This window comes from Neobacillus drentensis (genome assembly GCF_036965645.1).
Classification (GTDB): Bacteria; Bacillota; Bacilli; order Bacillales; family Cytobacillaceae; genus Neobacillus; species Neobacillus drentensis_D.
The window spans coordinates 87,025-107,119 of the sequence record NZ_JBALPZ010000056.1; the positions used below are offsets into that span (position 1 = coordinate 87,025).

Sequence of the window (20,095 nt, forward strand, 5' to 3'; positions counted from 1 at the left end):
GCCTTCGTTTTTGACAGGCAGCCAACCGCTTTTTTCTCTATTTTTCTGCTGGATTGTTTTTGTTTGTTAATTCCCCCCTTCAGCGCTTCTCTCAAAGTCTACTTCTTGAGAAATATCATTGTTGACTCTTCCTGAAGAGGTATATATCACAGCCATTTTCCCTCTTAAATAGCCGATTACCTCTATATTTAAGAACTTCGCCAGCTGTACAGCTTGTTTAGTAGCAGCGGTACGGGATCCGATGACAGGAAAGCCAAATTTCGCCGCTTTTGAGAGCATTTCATATGAAACCCTTCCGGTTGTGAGTAAAATCAACCGTTCAGGAGATAAACCCTTTCTCAGTGCATAGCCAATAATTTTATCCACTGCATTATGGCGGCCGATGTCTTCACGAATGGTGATCGTGCCAGCCTCTTCCACAATACAAGCACCATGCATTCCACCAGTTTCTAGGTAAAGAGACGATCTTCCCGCAAATTCACTTCTCTTTTTTAATAGATAACTTAAGTCATATTTTTGGCCTGAGGATACTTTGGCAAAGCTTTTGACATCGGTCATCGAGAAGAATGTGACTCCTCTGCCGCAGCCGGCCGTATAATGTTTCTTTTTCGAAAAAAATTGGTCTTCATCAAAATGAGCGTGAAGAGTAACGAAGATGGCTCCCATATTTTCATCTATGTTGACAGCTTCAATATCGTTTACATCCTGAATAAATCCTTCTGAAAACAAATATCCATATGCCCAATCTTTTAGGTCATATTTCGTTAATTGAAAAACAGCTATTTCGCAGCCGTTTAGATGTAAGGATATTGGATATTCATCGGGACAGCCTTTACGGTTCATACCATTCCTTCCTTCTAAGGGTATTTTCCGTATTCTTAATTGTAAAAATAGGACCAATGTCACTCAGCGATTTATGTCACAGCATTAAGAGAAACTGCTTATTGAAAGGGAGATATTAGTAATAAAAGTATTTAGAGTCCCTTAAAAATCGCGGCATTGCCACACTGTTATTATTTGTGTCAGATTTCCAACAAATTAACCTTTATCGCTAGATGTGATCACCATTTGAGAAAACGGTTACATTTATTACTACCTTGCTTTTGAATTTATCGTACTTCCACGGTGATTTTTTGAAAGTAATATTTATCACTTAGAATGGATTCAAATAGTACTATTGGTCTATTTGTCATTTTTTTGTAACTATTACCTATGCCCAAATTTGTTCATCCTCGATTCCTGTTATATTTTTTATTTTGATTTATAATAAGGAAGGAGTTATTTAACTTAAGGAGGTATACATAATGGCAATTAAGAAAGTACTGACAATAGCTGGTTCCGATTCAAGCGGCGGCGCCGGGCTGCAAGCTGATTTAAAAACATTTCAGGAGCTTGGTGTTTATGGGATGACGGGAATTACTTGTATCGTTACGATGGACCCAAAAGGATGGCATCATAACGTGTTCCCGATTGACGTCAATATCCTGGAAAAGCAGCTGGATACCATTCTTTCGCTTGGAATCGATGGAATGAAAACAGGAATGCTTGGCACAGTTGAAATCATTGAGCTAGTAGCGAGAAAAATTGACGAACATCAATTAAAAAATGTGGTCATTGATCCTGTTATGGTTTGTAAGGGAGAAGATGAGGTTTTAAATCCAGAAACTACTGACGCCATGAGGGAATTACTTCTTCCACGCGCCTATGTGGTCACACCAAACCTGTTTGAGGCTGGCCAGCTGGCAGGTATGAAGACACCAAAAACAATCGAAGAAATGAAAGAAGCAGCTGCAAAAATTCACGACCAAGGGGCCAAGTTCGTGTTGATTAAAGGCGGCAGCAAACTCCAAACAGAAGAAAAGTCCATCGACCTTCTATTTGATGGGAAAGAATTTCAGATTTATGAATCCGAGAAGATTGAAACAAACTATACCCATGGTGCAGGCTGCACAAACTCTGCGGCAGTCGCAGCCGAGGTGGCTAAAGGTAATTCCGTCTATGATGCCGTCGATGTTGCGAAGAGATTTGTTTCTGCGGGTATCCAGCAAGGTTTCCCTTTAAATGAGTATGTTGGTCCAACCTGGCACGGTGCCTACCGCAATAAGAAGGCCGTCACAGAGTACTGTGAGGACTGCTAGGAATCATTCCTATTCATAAGGTCGAACGAAATGTTCGGCCTTTTCTATTTCTATAGGCACGCTTTTCGCATTTTTCAAATGATTTTAGTATGATAAATACATTATTAACAACAATACTGATTAGTTATTATTCATTTTTTTCAAGAGCGAAAGGAGGCAGCATTTTTTTGGAAGCCATTGATGTTAAACAGGTTCAAGAAACCATTAATCTTTTTGCCGATAAGGATGTTTACATCCACCTTGAAACAACCAACGGTGCCTACGCATCCCATAACGACCAATCCTTCTTCTCTGCCGGAGCTTACATTCGCAATGCCCTTGTCCGATATGAACTAGGAAAGATTACGGGCAGCGGCCCTTATCGGGTTGGTTTAAAAATAAACCTCGGCTGGATTTATGCAGAAGGCATCACCCATTTTGAGATTGATGAAGAAAACCATCTTTTACTCGCCGGCCATGACCATGACGGAAAACTTGCCGTTGCACTAGAAATTAGTACGGTACCATTTGAATAGAAAAGCGGAAGCGCCTTGAACAGGGAAAAAAGTAGTTCATTTTTTCCTAGGGGCTGGAGCTGGACATCATAATTTACATGAATGGAGAATGATTTTATGGAAAAACAACGCCATGTATTAGTCGTTTTCCCTCATCCGGATGACGAGGCGTTTGGGGTATCCGGCACCATTGCCACCCATGTCGAGAACGGAACTCCCGTTACATATGCCTGCTTAACCTTAGGGGAAATGGGACGCAATATGGGAAATCCCCCTTTTACGAATCGTGAAGAACTTCCGAAAATTAGGAAGGAAGAATTAAAGGCTGCTGCGAAAGCAATAGGAATTCAAGACTTACGGATGCTTGGATATCGTGATAAAACGATTGAGTTTGAAGACGATGAGAAACTGACAAATCACATTGCAGACATTATTGATGAGGTAAACCCTTCTTTGATAATCACCTTTTATCCTGGTTATTCGGTTCATCCTGACCATGATGCTACCGGTGCGGCGGTCGTACGGGCAGTTAAAAAAATGCCGGCAGCCGCACGGCCAACCTTACACTGTGTAGCCTTCTCAAAAAATTGCATTGATGAGCTTGGTGAAGCTGACATCGTTCATAATATTACGCCTGTTGCTGATAAGAAATTGGCGGCGATTCAGGCACACCGCTCGCAAACTGAGCATTCGTTTAAAGATACGATGGAGAAATTAAAAAATCAGGATCCACAGCTTATGGTTTGGCTGAACAACGAACGGTTCTGGACCTATAAATTTTAAACAAAAAAAAGGTGTCCTAAGAGTATAACTTTTAGGGGCACCCTCTTTTTTTTACATTAAACTAGTCTGTTGATTTCCGCTCCAGGCGGCTTCGCTTTCCGCGAGCGTGCCGGGTAGCCTCCTCGGCGCTTTAGCGCCTGCGGGGTCTCCCCAGCCCCGTACTCCCGCAGGAGTCTTCGCCGCCTTCCACTCCAATCAACAGAGTTCTTTTACTTAATTTAAATTTAAAAAGGTATTTCTCTTCATTTAGAGGGTTATACCTTTTTTGCTGTTAATTTTAGTTTATTCTAGGATGTCCTTCCATTGCCTATAACACTTCAAGAATCGCTTGTGCGACTCCGTGTTCATCATTTGTATCGGTGATGACATCACACATCGCTTTGATTTCATAGCTGGCATTCCCCATGGCAACCGATCTCCCGGCCCGCTCGAACATGGAGACATCATTCAAGTTATCACCTATCGCCATCGTCTCAGCCATTTCAATTCCATTAGCTTTCACAAAGTTCGCTAGGGCAAGTCCTTTTTGCGCCTGCTTATTCGTTATTTCAAGATTTTCGTGACCGGAAGAGGTTATATCCAAATCCGAAAAGTCACGAAGGTCCTCACCAGCTGCCTTCAGTTTACTGCGATCAAAGCAAAAAGCCAGTACTTTATAGATAAGAAAATTTTCGTCTGCAAAAAGAAGCTCGTAATCTTCGATTTGATGGATTAAGCCATCACGGATCCTAGCCCCTGCTGCATGCCTAATCTCCTCAGGATCAATCTCGGGATTAGCACTGACGACAATGTCTACCAAAATAGAAACAGCTTTTTCCGGGTCAAGTGTGTACGCGCCCTTGTCTGTATAAACCTCGTAATAGACGTCATGCTCTTTTAATTTAGCGGCAACCGCTCTCGCAAGCTGTTTACTTATAGGTGTTGAAGAGAGTACTTCGCCTTCTTTTGAGCGGATCTCTGCTCCATTTACACAGATGACAGGACATGTTAGGCCGGCCTCAGACAGTACGTATGTAGCTTCTTGATAAGACCTGCCGGTAGCAACGACAAATTCAATCCCTTCAGCTTGTGCCTTTAAAATAGCTTGTTTATTTTCCTCACTAATTTGCTGCCTTGAATTTAATAATGTTCCATCCATGTCTGATGCGATACATTTAATCATGTTGTCCACCTTTTCCATTTTTTCTGACTATATATAATATTGCCATTCTAACATAGATTGCCAGCCTTTAAAGAATGGAAAGCTCACTTCAAATACTTACTCCCCTCACGAACACTTAACGGGGCTAACTTATGTCCCTCTATAAATTCCTTCACAGATGCAGAATTTGTTTTTGAATACTCCCGCAGCGCCCACCCAATCGCTTTTTGAATAAAAAATTCCTTACTCTCAGCATTTTTCCTTATGTATTGATAAAGCAGGCTTTCATTTGTTTTTTCCTTATATTTCAGTTGAAAAAGAATCGCTGCCCTCCGCAGCCACATATTTTCATGCATGGCCCAGCCATCAATCGTCTCGTTTATAACCTCTGGAAAATACTCTGCTATTTTTCCGACTGGTTTAGGTGCAATGGTATCAACGGTATCCCACCAGGATTTAGTCGTAATCAGCCATTCCATGAACGGCAAATCACTTTTTTGCAGCTTCCTCAATGATTTTTCCATATAAGTTAAAGCAGTATACTGATATTCTCTTTCCTGCTTATTCCAAAGTTCCTCTATTAATTCCTTGTTAAAAGGCTCATGTAACAAGCCTGTTTCCTTAAAAAATTGCTTTTCTAATTCTTTACGTAAAGGGGATTTAATTCCCAGGAAAGGAAAATGTCCTTTCATATAATTTCGCATCGGTCCAGCGTTGGCTGCATTGCGGTTTTCCTTAAACAGCCTTGTTAAAATAAGTGTCTTTGTAAACACCCAACATCCATCCTTTCACCAATCCATCCCATACTTGTTCTACTAATTCCCATTTTTCCCTTTATTTTATCCGGATAATCCACTGTTACGATGACACACTATTAGCAGATAGGGGGGATACATAGATGACAAAGAAGTTTAATAAAGGCAGCCGTAATCAAAATTCACCACAAGCAGGGCATTCAGAAGCTGAATTTGGCACTGAGTTTGTCAGCGGTGATAACAGTAAGGGAAATAAACGAAATAAAGGGCAGCAAAGTAAAACCAATCCGCATAAATAATATGCCGGGGATTTCCCCGGCATTATTTTTATTGAACCTTACTCGCAGCCAAGTCATTTATTTCCTCAGTAATTCTCGCTTGGATTTTTTCGACAACCAAAAAATCCATGGCAGCTACATAAATTTCTTCCAGCTCATCATGCAGGGATTTGGCTTTAGCGAGATAACTGGTCGCTTCCGTCATTTTGTTTTTATACTTCTCGGCAATGTTGCTAATAAAATCAGCAAAAAGCTCATCCGTACCCGGTTCAATTAAAATCTCATACATATCAATAATCTCATCGCCATCTCTGCTTGGGAAATATTCATGCGGCGCGGTACTATCAAAAATCGCTATACCCAGCTCCCTAAAAATGACCATATCTAAACTGTGGGGATCGAAACCGCAATGGTAAACTTCCACATCGATGCCGCGCTCTTCTCCTGCGGCCGCCAGTTTTTTCAGCATCGTTGATTTCCCTGAGCCCGGACGCCCTTTAATAAAATAGCGTTTAGGTATTTCCTCCGTCAAATTTGGAACAAAATCGACTGCGCCCTGCGGCGTGGCAGCCCCTAAAAAACGATGGCGTACATCCGGGGTTTTATTTAACTTCATTTTACCGAAAAAGGAATCTATCAATTTATTCGTTAATTGATTAGCCTTTTTAAAATTCATACAATTAATATAAATTTTTTCCCAATCATCATGAATTTCCAACGCTTCCTTAAACGTTGCATAGGCCTTCTGAAATGAATGACTGATTTGGTTCGTCAGCTTCTGAATCACATTCTTCTTTAGGCTAAGCTCACGGGAATTCCAGGCCTCGCCTAGGTTTATATACTCCTCGACTGCTCCAGGCGCCTTGGGCTCAATTACATGCGGTGCTGTACCGTCAACAATTCCAACCTTTAAAGCTGGGATGATGACGCCATCAATCGATTGATTATCAGATGAACAATGAAGCAACTCAATATTATAGCCCTTTTCAACCCACTCCTGGCCAATTTTCTTCATAAGCGAGGATTTACCGGTTCCCGGACCGCCTTTTAATATAAACAATCTCTCTAAGCCTTGCAGGTTAGAGTCATATAGACTATAAAAACCTCTGGCCGTATTTCCGCCAGCAAAATAATTTTTGATTTTTCCTGCCACCTATCAACACTCCCTTTTAACAAATCAACTTGGCCATTACCTTAGAGGTATCAGACTAGTTTTCTAACAAGATAAGGTTATCTAAAGCTTAAAAGTCAACCCCTTATGAAGGTGCTTTCACTTTTGAGATTATCTTATGCTTTTTTGTTTTTTAGGTGAGTGCCTATAAAAATTTATCTTACATGCAGGCATAAGTAGGATTGTTAGTCCTTCTGTCATTTAATAACTTCAGTAAATTCAGCCTTTGTGACTTCTTGTAATTTTTGGGGTGCGAGCACCATTTGAACACCAATTTTCCCTGCACTAACAACCATATCTTCTAGCTCGCGACTGCTTTTATCAAGAAAGGTCCTATACTCTTTTTTCATCCCAATCGGTGAGCAGCCCCCGCGGATATAACCTGTCCACTTTTGAATGTCCTTCATGGGCAGCATCTCGATTGCTTTTTCTCCAGCCGCCTTGGCGGCCTTCTTTAGATCCAATTCCTCCGCTACAGGGATGACAAATACAAAGATATTCTTACTAGTACCTTGGGCGACAAGGGTTTTATAAACACTCTTAGGATCTCTGCCAATCTTTTCAGCTACCGATATTCCATCAATTTTTCCGTCTTTATTATCGTATGTAAGCATTTCATACTCTACCTTTTTTGCGTCAAGTATCCGCATCGCATTTGTTTTGGTCTGTGCCATCACTATCACCCTTTAAGCATTTATATACGGGCATTATATCATCTGCCAGTTTGGATTGAAAAATCCCAGATATACACAAAACCACCCAAAATCTGTCACTCATTTGTCACTCACTCAATCCATTATTATAGTAAACTAAATTTAAAATAATATCATAATCACATTGGGAAAGCTGATGACCCACTATCAACCTTTAACCATTTGTGAAAACCCTCACATTTTTTCACTCCCCGCAAAATTACTTATATAAAAAAAGTATTCCTCCCTAAATTTGAATGAGGTGAAACCTATGAAATACGATTTAGTGTTATTACATGCACCCAGTGTATATGACTTTAGAAAGAACTCGTTACTCGCCGGCCCCATTAGTGATGTGGTCCCGTCCTCACCAGTGTTTGAGATGTACCCAATTGGACTAACAAGTATTGCCGATTACCTAGAGCGGTACGGACTAAGGGTGAAAATTATTAATATCGCGAACCGCATGCTCATGAGTGATAAATTTGATGTCGAAGCAAAACTGCGGAAAATTAAAACGAAGGCATTCGGGATTGATCTTCATTGGCTGCCGCATGCACACGGCAGTATTGAGCTCGCTAAGATTGTAAAGGGCCTTCACCCTAAGACGCCCATCATTTTTGGCGGCTTATCGGCTACTTATTATCATAAAGAGCTGATTGAATATCCCTTTATTGACTTTGTTATGCGCGGTGACTCGACCGAAAAGCTGATGCTTTTACTTATGAATAAAATCGCAGCAGGCAAGACCCATTATGCTGATATTCCTAATCTCACTTGGAAAAAGGGAGGGGAATGCGGTTACAATCCAATTACCTACGTACCAAAAGACTTGGATGATATCGATGTTCCTGGCTATCGCTATACCGTTCGCTCGGTGTTTAAATATCGCAACTTCCTTGACCCGCTCCCATACAACGGCTGGCTTCAGTATCCAAACACAGCCTTGTTAACGGCTAGAGGCTGTACTCAGAACTGCTTAATTTGCGGCGGCTCTAAAGCCGCTTATGACCAAAACTGTAATCGGAATTCACTAGCTTTACGCTCGCCAAAGAAACTAGTTGAGGACATTCAATTTATATCACGTTTTAGCCGCGCTCCTATCTTTATCCTGCATGATCTGCGTCAGGGCGGACGGGAATATGTTCAGGAGTTTTTCAACCTCTTAAAAGAACTGCAATTAAAAAATGAAATTGTATTTGAGTTGTTCCAATATGCAGATGATGAATTCTTTAAAATGATGAATGACAGCGTGCCAAAATATAGTATTGAAATCACCCTTGAAACGCATGATGAAAAAATCAGACGTTACAATGGCAAGTTTAGCTGCACCAATCAAAAAGTAATAGATACCCTTAATTTCGCTTTAAAGAATAGCTGCAAGAAGATTGATTTATTCTTTATGGTCGGAATCCCAGGGCAGACTTACAAAAGTGCCGTCGAAAACATTGATTTCTGCGAAACGATTCATTTGGCTTGTCATAAAGATCCTAGAATCTTCTACTTTGTAGCACCACTGGCACCGTTCCTTGACCCAGCCAGTCCTGCCTTCGAGCATCCAGAAATCCACGGGCTTAAGAAGTATTGCCACACCTTAGAGGACCACCGTAAGGCGATTATCCAGCCATCCTGGAAGCATATGTTAAGTTATGAGACAAAGGATATGACTCGCGATGACATTGTTAACTCCACTTATGAAGCTGCTGAGCGTTTAAATGACTTTAAATTAGAGTATCATTTGATTAATAAAGAGGATTACTTTGACATCAAAGAAAAAATTGAAAGATCAAGAGAATATATTAAGAAGATTGACCATGTACTTTCTCTTTCTCCTGATGAACAAGCGATTGAATTAGCCAGAATTCAGGAAGAAATCGAGGAGTTAAATAAATATAGTATCTGCGGAAAAAATGAATTGAAGTGGGAGGTACAAAAGAATTACGCTAACTTTTTTTCTCTCGCATTGGTCGGTATCGAACAGCTATATGAGGATTATGTTAACAAAATCAGGCATTTTTTAAGCCCAAAACGCCGCCAGCAATTTAAACTTGATGCAGAATACCGGAAAATAAAAGGGTAATTAAAAAGGTATCGGACATTTTTCCGATACCTTTTTGTCTAGCTGCAGCGCCCCTGTTCAAGGCATTTCTGCTTTTCGATTAATGGCCGCCTAAGTAAGCAGCTCTAATTTGGTCGCTCTGGCTGAGCTCCTCAGCTGAGCCTGAAGCCACTATTTTCCCTGTTTCAATAACATAGGCACGATTAGCAATAGACAGGGCCATATTAGCGTTTTGCTCCACAAGAAGGATGGTCGTTCCTGTTTTATTGATTTCCTCAATGATCTGGAAAATTGTTTTTACTAACAGAGGGGCAAGACCCATGGATGGCTCGTCCAACAGTAAAAGGCGAGGTCTCGCCATTAAGGCACGGCCCATGGCAAGCATTTGCTGCTCCCCGCCGGATAAAGTACCCGACAACTGCTTACGGCGCTCCTCCAAACGTGGAAATAACTGATAGATCTTATCAAAATCTTCTTTAATTCCTTTTTTATCTTTACGTAAGTAAGCACCTAGCTCCAGGTTTTCTTCTACTGACATGTTTGCGAAGACACGGCGTCCTTCCGGAACATGTGAAATTCCTCGTTTTACGATCGATTGAGCAACTTTCCCTGCTACATGTTCATTTTCAAATATGATTTCACCGGTCTTTGGTTTCAACAATCCGGAAATGGTTTGCAGAAGTGTACTTTTTCCAGCACCATTCGCACCAATCAACGTAACGATTTCCCCTTGATTGATTTCCAGGGAAACTCCCTTTAAGGCGTGGATGTTGCCGTAATAAACATTTATATCATTGATTTTAAGCATTTAAGAGACCTCCTCGCCTAGATACGCTTCGATGACTTTTGGATTACTTCTGATTTGTTCTGGTGTACCTTCGGCAATCAATTGACCATGGTCGAGCACATAAATCCGTTCACATACTCCCATGACTAGAAGCATATCATGTTCAATTAAGAGGATGGTAAGATTGAATTTTTCACGGATTAACGCAATTAGATTCATCAGTTCTTCCGTTTCCTGTGGGTTCATCCCCGCTGCTGGTTCATCAAGCAATAGGAGCTTGGGATTTGCAGCCAAAGCCCGCGCGATTTCTAAAAGGCGCTGCTGCCCGTAAGGCAAATTTTTTGCCTTCTCATGCAATACATTATCCAGCTTAAAGATTTTCAAAAATTCAATTGCCTTTTCTTCCATTTCTTTTTCACCAGAAAAGTGAGCGGGAAGGCGGAGGATCGAACTGAAAATCGAATGCTTCGCAAGTGCGTGATACGCTACTTTAACATTATCAAGAACCGACAGTTCATTAAATAAACGAATATTTTGGAATGTCCGGCTGATACCCTTTTTTGTTATTTTAAAGGGCGCTAAGCCATTTAGTTTTTCACCGTCTAAGGATATACTTCCTTCTGTCGGTACATACACCCCTGTTAACAGATTAAAGAACGTTGTTTTTCCGGCACCATTTGGTCCAATTAAGCCGACAAGTTCTCCCTTTTTCAATTCTAAATTCACATCTGAAACAGCCTTTAAGCCGCCAAATCGGATTCCGGCATTTTCTACTTTAAGTAACTGTGTCATGCTGCATTCCTCCCTTTAGCCGATTTACCAACCTTAAAGAATGAGGTGATTTCTTTTGTGCCCATTAAACCTTGAGGGCGGTAAAGCATCATGATGATCAATACTAAACTATAGATAACCATCCGCAGTTCCGGATAGCTTTGAAGATAAGTTGAAATAATCGTTAAAAGAATCGCTGCAATAACCGCACCTGACATACTGCCTAAGCCGCCAAGAACAACAAAAATTAAAATATCAAATGATTTCAAAAATCCGAAGTTGGTCGGCTGGATAATATAAAAGTTATGAGCATACAAGGCACCAGCAATCCCTGCAAAAAAAGCACCAAGTGCAAAGGCAGCAACTTTATAATAAGTAGTGTTAATTCCCATTGCATCGGCTGCTATTTCATTCTCACGGATTGAAATACAAGCTCTGCCGTGCGTTGAATTTGTGAAGTTAACAATCACGATGATCGTTAATAATACACAGCCGATTAACCATGGCCATGTTGTTAAATGGGAGACAGTCATACCACTTGCCCCGCCAACGTAGTCAATGTTTAGAAACACGATTCTCACAATTTCACCAAAACCAAGTGTGGCAATGGCAAGATAGTCACCTCTTAAACGAAGTGTTGGAATCCCAATAATAAGACCTGCTACTGCTGCAGCTAGACCACCAACAAGTAAAGCGACCGGAAACGGCATGCTTAATTTCATTGTCATAATCGCTGATGCATAGGCACCAACGGCAAGGAAACCTGCATGTCCAATTGAAAACTGTCCGGTAATGCCAATAATTAAATGAAGACTAACCGCGAGAATAATATTAATTCCGATAAAAAATAATGTATTTACATAAAATTGGTTGATGGAACCACCAGCAATTAGAAATTGCATGACTACTGCAAAAACAACGGCTAAAACGACTGATGTCCAGAAAAACTTTGCTTGTCCTAAAATATTCATCGTAGAAGCCTCCCCTTAAACCTTTTCCCTGATATTTTTACCAAATAATCCTGCTGGACGGAAAATCAATATTAAAATAAGGACAACAAACGCAACGCCATCCCGCCATAATGAGTAACCTGCGGCGCTGACCAGTGCTTCAATTACACCTAATAATAATCCGCCGGTCATAGCTCCCGGAATAATTCCGATTCCGCCTAAAACAGCTGCAACGAAGGCTTTTAAGCCTGGAATAATTCCCATTAACGGCTCAATTTTTGTATAGTACATTCCAAAGATGACCCCAGCTGCACCTGCCAAGGCAGAACCAATCGCAAAGGTGGCAGAGATGGTGTTATTAACATTAATCCCCATTAATCTAGCAGCATCCATATCGTGGGAAACAGCACGCATGGCTTTTCCGATTTTTGTTTTATGAACGATAAATTGTAAGAGAATCATTAAGACAATGGAAGTCCCTAAAATCAAGATCGACTGACCGCTGATTTTTACGCCAAAAACATCTAGGTCCTTTAATGGTACTAAATTGCTTGGATAGGCTTCCGGCTGTGCACCGCGAAGATAAATCGTCCCATATTCAATAAACAGCGATACGCCAATAGCTGTTATAAGCGCCGCAATTCTAGTGGCATTCCTTAATGGCTTGTAGGCAATCCGCTCAATGATTACACCAAAGAGGGCACATACTGCCATTGATATAAGTAAGGATGGGAAAAATCCTAAATGAAGAATGGTAATAGAATAAAATCCAATAAATGCACCTACCATGAAGACATCTCCATGGGCAAAATTAATTAATTTAACAATACCGTAGACCATAGTGTACCCTAAAGCAATCAAAGCATAAATACTGCCTAAGGATATCCCATTCACAAGCTGTTGTATTAACTCCATCTGTTTACACTCCTTCTGATGAACTCCTGTTTTTCTTTTTCTAATTTTGGTTTACAAGTTTTGTGTGTTAGTTAACTTGTAATCCTCTTACAAATTGGAATAGGGAACGTCATCGCTCCCTATCCCTTTGGCAAACTATAAAATTTGTCAAATCTAGCAATTCAAGGCGCTTCCGCTTTTCTAATTGTCTAGCTTCAGCGCCTAGGGGCTCGGGGTCATAAGCCAATCCGTCAAGAAGGTTAAAGATCAACCTTCTCGCCGGCTCGTCTTATGCCTGTCGCCCCTAGGAAAAAATGAACTACTTTTTTCCCTTATCAAGGCGCTTCCGCTTTTCTAGTTTACGGGTTTACTTTTGTCTTATATTGTTGTTGACCGTTTACGTACTCAAGAATAACAGCGGCCTTAATTGGATCATGATTTTTATCAAGCTTCACTTTGCCTGAAACAAGCTCAAGTCCATCTGTTTCTTCCAGTGCCTTTTGAATTTTCTTAGGATCGCTGCTTCCTGCACGCTTAATCGCATCTGCAAGGAAGTACACTGTATCATATCCTAATGCACCGAAGGCATCCGGTGATTTACCATCATACTTTGCTTTAAAGGCTGAAACAAAGCCTTGAACCTTTTTATCGCTATCACCTGAAGAATAGTGATTGGTAATATATGTGTTCTGTAATGAGGCAGCACCAGCAATATCTACTAGTTTAGGAGAATCCCAGCCATCGCCGCCCATAATTGGTACGTTTAGACCAAGCTCGCGGGCCTGTTTGACAATGAGACCCACTTCTTCATAGAAACCAGGCAGGAAGACGTAATCTGGATTTGCAGCTTTGATACGTGTCAGGGTAGCATGGAAGTCCGTATCTTTTGCCACATAGGCTTCTTCGGCTACAATCTTACCGCCATTATCTTTAAATGCCTTTTTAAAAGAAGCTGCTAAACCTTTTGAGTAATCGCTTGAGCTGTCAATTAAAACTGCGGCACTTTTAGCCTTTAAATCATTGGTTGCAAAGTTTGCTGCAACCGTGCCCTGGAATGGGTCAATGAAACAGGTGCGAAAAACAAAATCATTCAATTTTCCATCTTTAAACGTTATCGTAGCGTTGGTTGCAGTTGGAGTAATTAATGGAATTTTATTATCTTGTGCAATTTGTACTTGGGCAAGGGTGTTTGTACTTGTTGCTGCACCGATCATAGCTACAACCTTATCTTGCGTAGCTAGTTTAAGGGCACCGCTCGTAGCTTCTGCTGCATCTGATTTATTGTCGACCGTCACTAATTCTAGTTTTTTGCCGTTGATGCCTTTTTTGTTAATTTCCTCAATCGCTAATTCAATACCTTCTTTAGCTGATTGGCCATACGAGGCTACTCCGCCTGAGAGTTCTAAGTTGGCTCCAATCTTGATGGTGCCGTCTTTCTCCTCATTGCTGCTCGCACTTGAATTACATCCTGCCATCACACCTGCTGCCACCATAAAAGACATAAAGATTCCAGCTAATTTCCTCTTCCTCATCCAACTACCCCCTATTTTTTCAAAAAATGACCCAGGACTTACTTCACACACTTTTATAATATTCTGAAAACATTGTACATAATATTTAGGGGTTCGTCTAGTCCTATTATACAGTTATTTTGAAATAATTAAAAGAATAAGAAAATTAAAATGTTTATTTAGTATAAAACGCTTCATTGCAATAAAGTGATACCGAGTTACTTTCTCTATCCAAAAACAATCTATTTTTATTATTTTGCTTAAATATATTCTCTTGTTCGTTACATAGAAAAAAGGATTCCTTTAATTGGAACCCTTTACACTCATTATTATACTAATTCTTTATTTTTCGTTTCTTTTCCTAAAATAAAGACAGCAAACGCCCCAATTAATATTGAAATACAGAAGATCATAAAGATCGTTGAGATGGATACCTTCTGTGCTACCAGGTTCCCAACTAATAATGGCCCCAGGACACCGCCAATACGCCCTACTGCGGCCGCAAAGCCTGTACCTGTTCCACGGATAATGGTTGGATACTGTTCCGGTGAGTAAGCATATAATCCTCCCCAGGCACCGAGGTTAAAGAATGATAACAGAATCCCAGCGGTCATCAGCATGGCCGTAGTGTCAGCTGTTCCAAATAAGTAAGCACTTACCGCCGTCCCTATTAAGTAGACGACTAAGACAAATTTCCGGCCCATTTTTTCAATAAACCATGCCGCTGTAAAATAACCTGGCAGCTGAGCAATTGTCATAATAAGTACATATTGGAAGCTCTTGATTAGGCTAAATCCTTTCATGACCATGACACTAGGGAGCCATAAAAACATTCCGTAGTAGGAAAAGACAACACAAAACCAAACAATCCAAAGCATGGCCGTTTGACGTCCGTATTCCTTAGAGAATAATTTCTTTAAACTTTCAAGCATAGATGTTTTTTGCTTTTCTTTTACTGCCGTAAAACGAGGTGAATCAGGAAGTCCCATTCGCAGGTATAAGGCATACAGGGCAGGAATCGCACTAATGATGAGAGCAATCTGCCAGCCAAACTTCGGAATAATGAAGTAAGATATGACGGCTGCCACTAACCATCCGCCTGCCCAAAAACTTTCGAGCAAGACGACGATTCTGCCGCGATTCTCAGCTGAAACACTTTCGGAGACAAGGGTGGAGGCAACCGGAAGCTCACCGCCCAAGCCCGCCCCAATAATGAACCTTAACACTAAAAAGGCTGCTAGGGAGGTGGTCAGTGCGGAGGCGCCGCTCCCTAATGAAAATAGTAGTAATGTAATGATAAAGACACTTTTCCGGCCAATTCGGTCTGCCATTAACCCAAAAACAAGTGCCCCAACAGCCATCCCGATGGAATTAATACTTCCGATCCAGCCCATCTCACCCGGTGTTAAATCCCATTCTACTTTCAGGGCTGCAATAATAAAGCTGAGCATTCCGACATCCAAGGCGTCAAACATCCAGCCCATTCCGGCTATTCCGAGCAGTCTTCGGGTGGATATTTCCTTTTTATTTTTCATGATGATCCCCCTATGTATAGCATGTATTTACATTATTCCCCAAATACCTATTTTTAGGTATGGTTCTAATACTATTAATCATAAGGTATTCTATCAGTTGTCTTGACATCTGTCATTAAATAATTAACGGGCTGACTTAAACTTGGATGTTGCTTTCCGCTCCAGGTGCTTCGCTTTCCACGGGCGGTCCGGGGAGCCTCATCGGAGCTTTGGTGCCTGCGGGGTCTCCCCTGTACAGTACTCCCGCAGGAGTCTCGCACCTTCCGCTCCAATCAACATCGTTAAACAAAAACGATAATAAGCTTTAATACAGCCTGACTAAAAAAAGAGAATGTACCAATTAATCATCGGTTCATTCTCTTGATAAATGATTTATATAGTACTAACCCAGTGCCTCATCGACATTTTTAAATTGGTTAAAAAACATCTGATAGTACCGGCCTTTAGCGTTCATTAATTCCTCATGGCTTCCCTTTTCGATGATTTGTCCGTTGTCGATTACCATAATCATATCGGCATCACGAATCGTATTAAGGCGGTGGGCAATGATAAAGCTCGTCCGCTTCTCCATTAATTTAAGCAAGGCCCCTTGAATATGAAGCTCTGTTCTTGTATCAATGCTGCTGGTTGCCTCATCTAAAATCAGCAGTGACGGTTTTGCTAATATCACCCGGGCAATCGCCAACAGCTGCCGCTGACCCTGACTAAGGTTGCCGCCATTTTCCGACAGAACCGTTTCATATTGGTTTGGCAAACGTTTAATAAACACGTCGGCATTGGCCATTTTTGCTGCCTGCTCTACCTCTTCATCCGTTGCATCCGGCTTGCCGTATTTAATATTTTCTTTAATCGTTCCGGAAAATAAATACGTATCCTGAAGGACAAACCCAAAGCATCTCCGCAAACTATCCCTTGTATAATCGCGAATATCACGTCCATCTAGCAGAATCCTGCCTTCAGTGACATCATAAAATCTCGTCAGCAGATTGACGACAGTTGTTTTCCCAGCACCAGTCGGACCAACTAGGGCCGTACTGCTGCCAATTTGAGCTTCAAAGCTGATGTTCTTTATAATGGGGACATCCGGACGGTAGCCGAAGCTGACATTTTCAAAAACCACATGCCCTCTTGGATTTTTCAATTCAACCGCCTGAGGGGTATCGACTACTTCTTCTGGTTCATCCATAACCTCAAAAACCCGTTCAGCCCCCGCTACACCCGACTGTAGAACATTAAAAATGTTAGCAAGATCATTCAGCGGCCTGACAAATTGCCGTGAATAGGTGATAAAACTCGCAATCGCACCAACCGTAACAAGGCTTTTCACCGCCAAGATTCCACCAATCACAGCCACGATCGCAAAACCAAGATTATTAATGACATTCATAATCGGCATTAAAAAACCCGACCAGATTTGCGCCTTAAGACCAACATCACGAAGCGTTGTATTCACCGTTTCAAACTCTTCAATCACTTGGTCTTCATGATTAAACGCCTTTACGACCTCAATGCCGGAAATGGTTTCTTCAATATGACCATTTAACTTTCCAAGCTGTACCTGTTGATTCTTAAATAAAACACTCGTTCGTTTAGCAATCGTCTTCGTCAAGAAAAAAACAAGCGGCACGGTAAGCAAACTTGCTATCGTTAAAATTGGGCTGAGAATAATCATCATAATTAACGAACCAAGTATCACAATCAGGCCGGACATTAATTGCGTCGTCGACTGGGAGATAGTATTACTAACATTATCGACATCGTTGGAGAGGCGGCTCATCAGTTCACCATGAGTCCTTGCATCAAAAAACGAGACAGGCAGCTTTTGCAGTTTCCGAAAGATCGCCTCGCGAAGACGCTTGACTACCCTTTGCGCCACACCAGCCATCAGCCAGCCCTGTAAAAAGGTCAGAGCTGCATCAGCCACATAAGCAATGGCTAATATGATAATTATGATCTCAAGTAGATTGAAATCGACTTTACCACGGTTAAGGCTCATGGCATCAACGGCCTTTCCGATTAAGTACGGGGCAAGCAGCATTAGAACGGCATCAACGATAATAAAGAAAAAGATTAAGCTCAGCATCTTTCGCTCACTACCAAAATAATGCCACAAGCGTGTTAATGTAGCCTTAAAGTTTTTTGGTTTGACAACTGGGCCGCGGAAGCGATGGGCACCTCCCGGTCGAAGGGGAGGAGGGGACTCCCGAGTTTGTTCCGTTTCTTTTGCCATTTACACAACCTCCTTGCCCATCTGTGATTGATAGATTTCCTGATAGACTCGGCAGCCCGCGAGCAATTCGCTGTGGGTACCAAATCCAACAAGCTCTCCATGATCTAAAACAACTATTTTATCCGCATCCATAATGGAGGTAATCCGCTGGGCGATGAGGAGACAGGTTAGGCCTTTGGCGTATTTCTTCAAGGCCGCTTTAATTTTTGCCTCAGTCGCAACGTCGACAGCACTAGTACTATCATCTAGAATTAAAATACTTGGCTTCTTCACCAGGGCTCTCGCAATCGAAATCCGTTGTTTCTGACCACCGGAAAAATTAACCCCGCCCTGGCCAATCATCGTTTCATACCCTTCCGGTGAAGCAATAATAAAATCATCCGCACCCGCAATCACGGCAGCTGTCCGTACTTCCTCATCCGAGGCATCTTCTTTCCCCCAGCGGATATTTTCTGCCACCGTACCAGTAAATAGAATATTCTTTTGCGGGACAATCGCGATTTTGTCTCTAAGCATTTTGGGATCAATTCGAGAGATATCTTGACCATCCACTTTAATCGCTCCGCTCGTCACATCATAAAAACGGGGGATTAGCCCTACGAGGGTGCTTTTTCCCGAGCCGGTTGAACCGATAATCCCCACCGTTTCCCCGGGAAGGATAGTTAAATCAATATGTTTTAAGACGGGCTCACCACTAGTTCCTTCATAGGAAAAAGTAACATCCTCAAAATCAATTCTGCCAGTTTCTTGCATGCTCGGCGGCTGTACGGCGTTCGTTTCTTTTGTGAAACCATCCTCTTGTAAAAATACTTCGTTAATCCGGCCGGCAGATGCTTTGGCTCTGACAAACATATTAAAGACCATCGAAATCATCATAAGCGAGAAAAGAATTTGCGTCATATAGTTGGTGAAGGCAATAATATGGCCCACCTGAATGTCACCTGATTTTACCCCCATTCCGCCAATCCAAAGAACAACGACAATGCCAAGATTAACTGTCAGCATAATCAAGGGACTAAAGGTGGCCATTAGACGCCCTGCGGCGACGGACTGATCCTTAAAATGATCATTTGCACTGGCAAACTTGCCAATCTCCACGTCAAAGCGATTGAAAGCCTTAACAACACGAACCCCTGATAGATATTCCCTCATAACTGAATTCACTCGGTCCAGGGCCTGTTGAACCTTGGAAAAAAGAGGAAACCCAAGGCGTAAATTAAGGACAATTAAGAAAGCCACAATCGGAACGACCACCGCCAGGACAACGGATAGGTGCAGGTTAAGCCGTGTGGCCATCACTAGGCCGCCTATGGCAAGTAAAGGCGATTTAACAAAAATCCGCATCAATCCATTCACAAACACCTGCACTTGCGTGACATCGTTCGTTAAACGAGTAATCAAAGAGGCACGGTTAAACTTATCAAGATTTTTAAACGAAAACGTTTGAATTTTTTTAAATAAATCGGAGCGAAGCTCTGTCCCAAAGTTTTGCGAGACAATGCTGGCAATGACACTGCGTGTTGAGGCGCTGATGGCACCTAAGGCCGTGATTAAAAGCATGACACCGCCCATTTTTAAGACATAATGAATATCCCTGTTCACAACGCCTTGATCGATGATCTTTGCCATAATCGTTGGCTGCATCAAATCACTAATTGCCTCAAAGGTGAGAAAAAGTACTGCGATACTAAAAGATTTCCAATATTTCTTCACATATTTAGATAAAAACTTCATGCCCTCACCTAACCTTAGCAACATTAATAAGGCTATTATAATTTCGAATACCGGAATAATACAATTTTTAAGCAAAGAAAAACTAAAATGGCCCATTTATAATAAACGGACCATTTAACGATATTTCCTATTAGATAAAAAAAGTATAAAAGTTTTTGACTTTGAGAATTGT

General features: G+C 41.5%; 18 protein-coding genes. 5 read left to right on the plus strand and 13 right to left on the minus strand.

The annotated features are described in order from the left end of the window. Positions 1 to 66: 66 nt before the first annotated feature. Positions 67 to 843 carry a formate dehydrogenase accessory sulfurtransferase FdhD gene (fdhD, locus tag V7266_RS11785; RefSeq protein ID WP_335468075.1) on the minus strand — a complete coding sequence of 259 codons (777 nt, stop codon included), beginning with the start codon at positions 841 to 843 and terminating at the stop codon, positions 67 to 69. A 461-nt stretch (positions 844 to 1,304) separates the two neighbouring features. Between fdhD and pdxK the strand changes: the two genes are divergently transcribed. From pdxK to bshB2, 3 genes are all read left to right on the plus strand, one after another. Further along, positions 1,305 to 2,138, plus strand: a complete 834-nt coding sequence (gene pdxK / locus V7266_RS11790; protein WP_335468076.1) for a pyridoxine/pyridoxal/pyridoxamine kinase — start codon at positions 1,305 to 1,307, stop codon at positions 2,136 to 2,138. A 167-nt stretch (positions 2,139 to 2,305) separates the two neighbouring features. Continuing rightward, positions 2,306 to 2,653 carry a YojF family protein gene (locus tag V7266_RS11795; protein WP_335468077.1) on the plus strand — a complete coding sequence of 116 codons (348 nt, stop codon included), beginning with the start codon at positions 2,306 to 2,308 and terminating at the stop codon, positions 2,651 to 2,653. 96 nt (positions 2,654 to 2,749) lie between these two features. Then, positions 2,750 to 3,415: a bacillithiol biosynthesis deacetylase BshB2 gene (bshB2, locus tag V7266_RS11800; RefSeq protein WP_335468078.1), complete on the plus strand. Its 666-nt coding sequence runs from the start codon at positions 2,750 to 2,752 to the stop codon at positions 3,413 to 3,415. A 307-nt stretch (positions 3,416 to 3,722) separates the two neighbouring features. Here bshB2 and V7266_RS11805 read toward each other — a convergent pair whose 3' ends face one another. Then, positions 3,723 to 4,577, minus strand: a complete 855-nt coding sequence (locus V7266_RS11805) for a Cof-type HAD-IIB family hydrolase (RefSeq protein WP_335468079.1) — start codon at positions 4,575 to 4,577, stop codon at positions 3,723 to 3,725. 83 nt (positions 4,578 to 4,660) lie between these two features. After that, positions 4,661 to 5,329: a DNA alkylation repair protein gene (locus V7266_RS11810; protein WP_335468080.1), complete on the minus strand. Its 669-nt coding sequence runs from the start codon at positions 5,327 to 5,329 to the stop codon at positions 4,661 to 4,663. A 125-nt stretch (positions 5,330 to 5,454) separates the two neighbouring features. Between V7266_RS11810 and V7266_RS11815 the strand changes: the two genes are divergently transcribed. Continuing rightward, complete coding sequence (locus V7266_RS11815; protein ID WP_176541052.1) at positions 5,455 to 5,610, plus strand: hypothetical protein; 156 nt, start codon at positions 5,455 to 5,457, stop codon at positions 5,608 to 5,610. A gap of 28 nt (positions 5,611 to 5,638) precedes the next feature. Here V7266_RS11815 and V7266_RS11820 read toward each other — a convergent pair whose 3' ends face one another. Both V7266_RS11820 and ybaK read right to left on the minus strand, forming a co-directional pair. After that, on the minus strand, positions 5,639 to 6,742 hold the full coding sequence (locus tag V7266_RS11820) for a PRK06851 family protein (RefSeq protein ID WP_335468081.1): 1,104 nt from the start codon (positions 6,740 to 6,742) through the stop codon (positions 5,639 to 5,641). A 215-nt stretch (positions 6,743 to 6,957) separates the two neighbouring features. Further along, a complete protein-coding gene (gene ybaK, locus V7266_RS11825) occupies positions 6,958 to 7,434 on the minus strand; it encodes a Cys-tRNA(Pro) deacylase (protein WP_335468082.1) in 477 nt (158 codons plus the stop codon). Between the two features lie 289 nt (positions 7,435 to 7,723). Between ybaK and V7266_RS11830 the strand changes: the two genes are divergently transcribed. After that, positions 7,724 to 9,532 (plus strand): TIGR04190 family B12-binding domain/radical SAM domain protein, encoded by a 1,809-nt coding sequence (locus tag V7266_RS11830; protein ID WP_335468083.1) that lies wholly within the window; start codon positions 7,724 to 7,726, stop codon positions 9,530 to 9,532. Positions 9,533 to 9,611: 79 nt separating this feature from the next. On the opposite strand, the gene V7266_RS11835 is transcribed toward V7266_RS11830, so the two are convergent. The 8 genes from V7266_RS11835 to V7266_RS11870 form a co-directional block, all read right to left on the minus strand. Further along, positions 9,612 to 10,319, minus strand: a complete 708-nt coding sequence (locus V7266_RS11835) for an ABC transporter ATP-binding protein (protein ID WP_335468084.1) — start codon at positions 10,317 to 10,319, stop codon at positions 9,612 to 9,614. Further along, a complete protein-coding gene (locus V7266_RS11840; protein ID WP_335468085.1) occupies positions 10,320 to 11,090 on the minus strand; it encodes an ABC transporter ATP-binding protein in 771 nt (256 codons plus the stop codon). It abuts the gene before it with no gap. Next, positions 11,087 to 12,040, minus strand: a complete 954-nt coding sequence (locus V7266_RS11845; protein ID WP_335468086.1) for a branched-chain amino acid ABC transporter permease — start codon at positions 12,038 to 12,040, stop codon at positions 11,087 to 11,089. Before V7266_RS11845 ends, V7266_RS11840 begins: the two co-directional genes overlap by 4 nt. 15 nt (positions 12,041 to 12,055) lie before the next feature. Next, a complete protein-coding gene (locus V7266_RS11850) occupies positions 12,056 to 12,934 on the minus strand; it encodes a branched-chain amino acid ABC transporter permease (RefSeq protein WP_098527688.1) in 879 nt (292 codons plus the stop codon). A 338-nt stretch (positions 12,935 to 13,272) separates the two neighbouring features. After that, positions 13,273 to 14,445 carry an ABC transporter substrate-binding protein gene (locus V7266_RS11855; protein ID WP_335468087.1) on the minus strand — a complete coding sequence of 391 codons (1,173 nt, stop codon included), beginning with the start codon at positions 14,443 to 14,445 and terminating at the stop codon, positions 13,273 to 13,275. A gap of 308 nt (positions 14,446 to 14,753) precedes the next feature. Further along, positions 14,754 to 15,959 carry an MFS transporter gene (locus tag V7266_RS11860; RefSeq protein ID WP_335468088.1) on the minus strand — a complete coding sequence of 402 codons (1,206 nt, stop codon included), beginning with the start codon at positions 15,957 to 15,959 and terminating at the stop codon, positions 14,754 to 14,756. A gap of 382 nt (positions 15,960 to 16,341) precedes the next feature. After that, entirely contained in the window at positions 16,342 to 18,189 is a 1,848-nt protein-coding gene (locus tag V7266_RS11865) for an ABC transporter ATP-binding protein (protein ID WP_335468089.1), read from the minus strand. Then, complete coding sequence (locus V7266_RS11870) at positions 18,190 to 19,923, minus strand: ABC transporter ATP-binding protein (protein ID WP_335468090.1); 1,734 nt, start codon at positions 19,921 to 19,923, stop codon at positions 18,190 to 18,192. Positions 19,924 to 20,095: the final 172 nt, after the last annotated feature.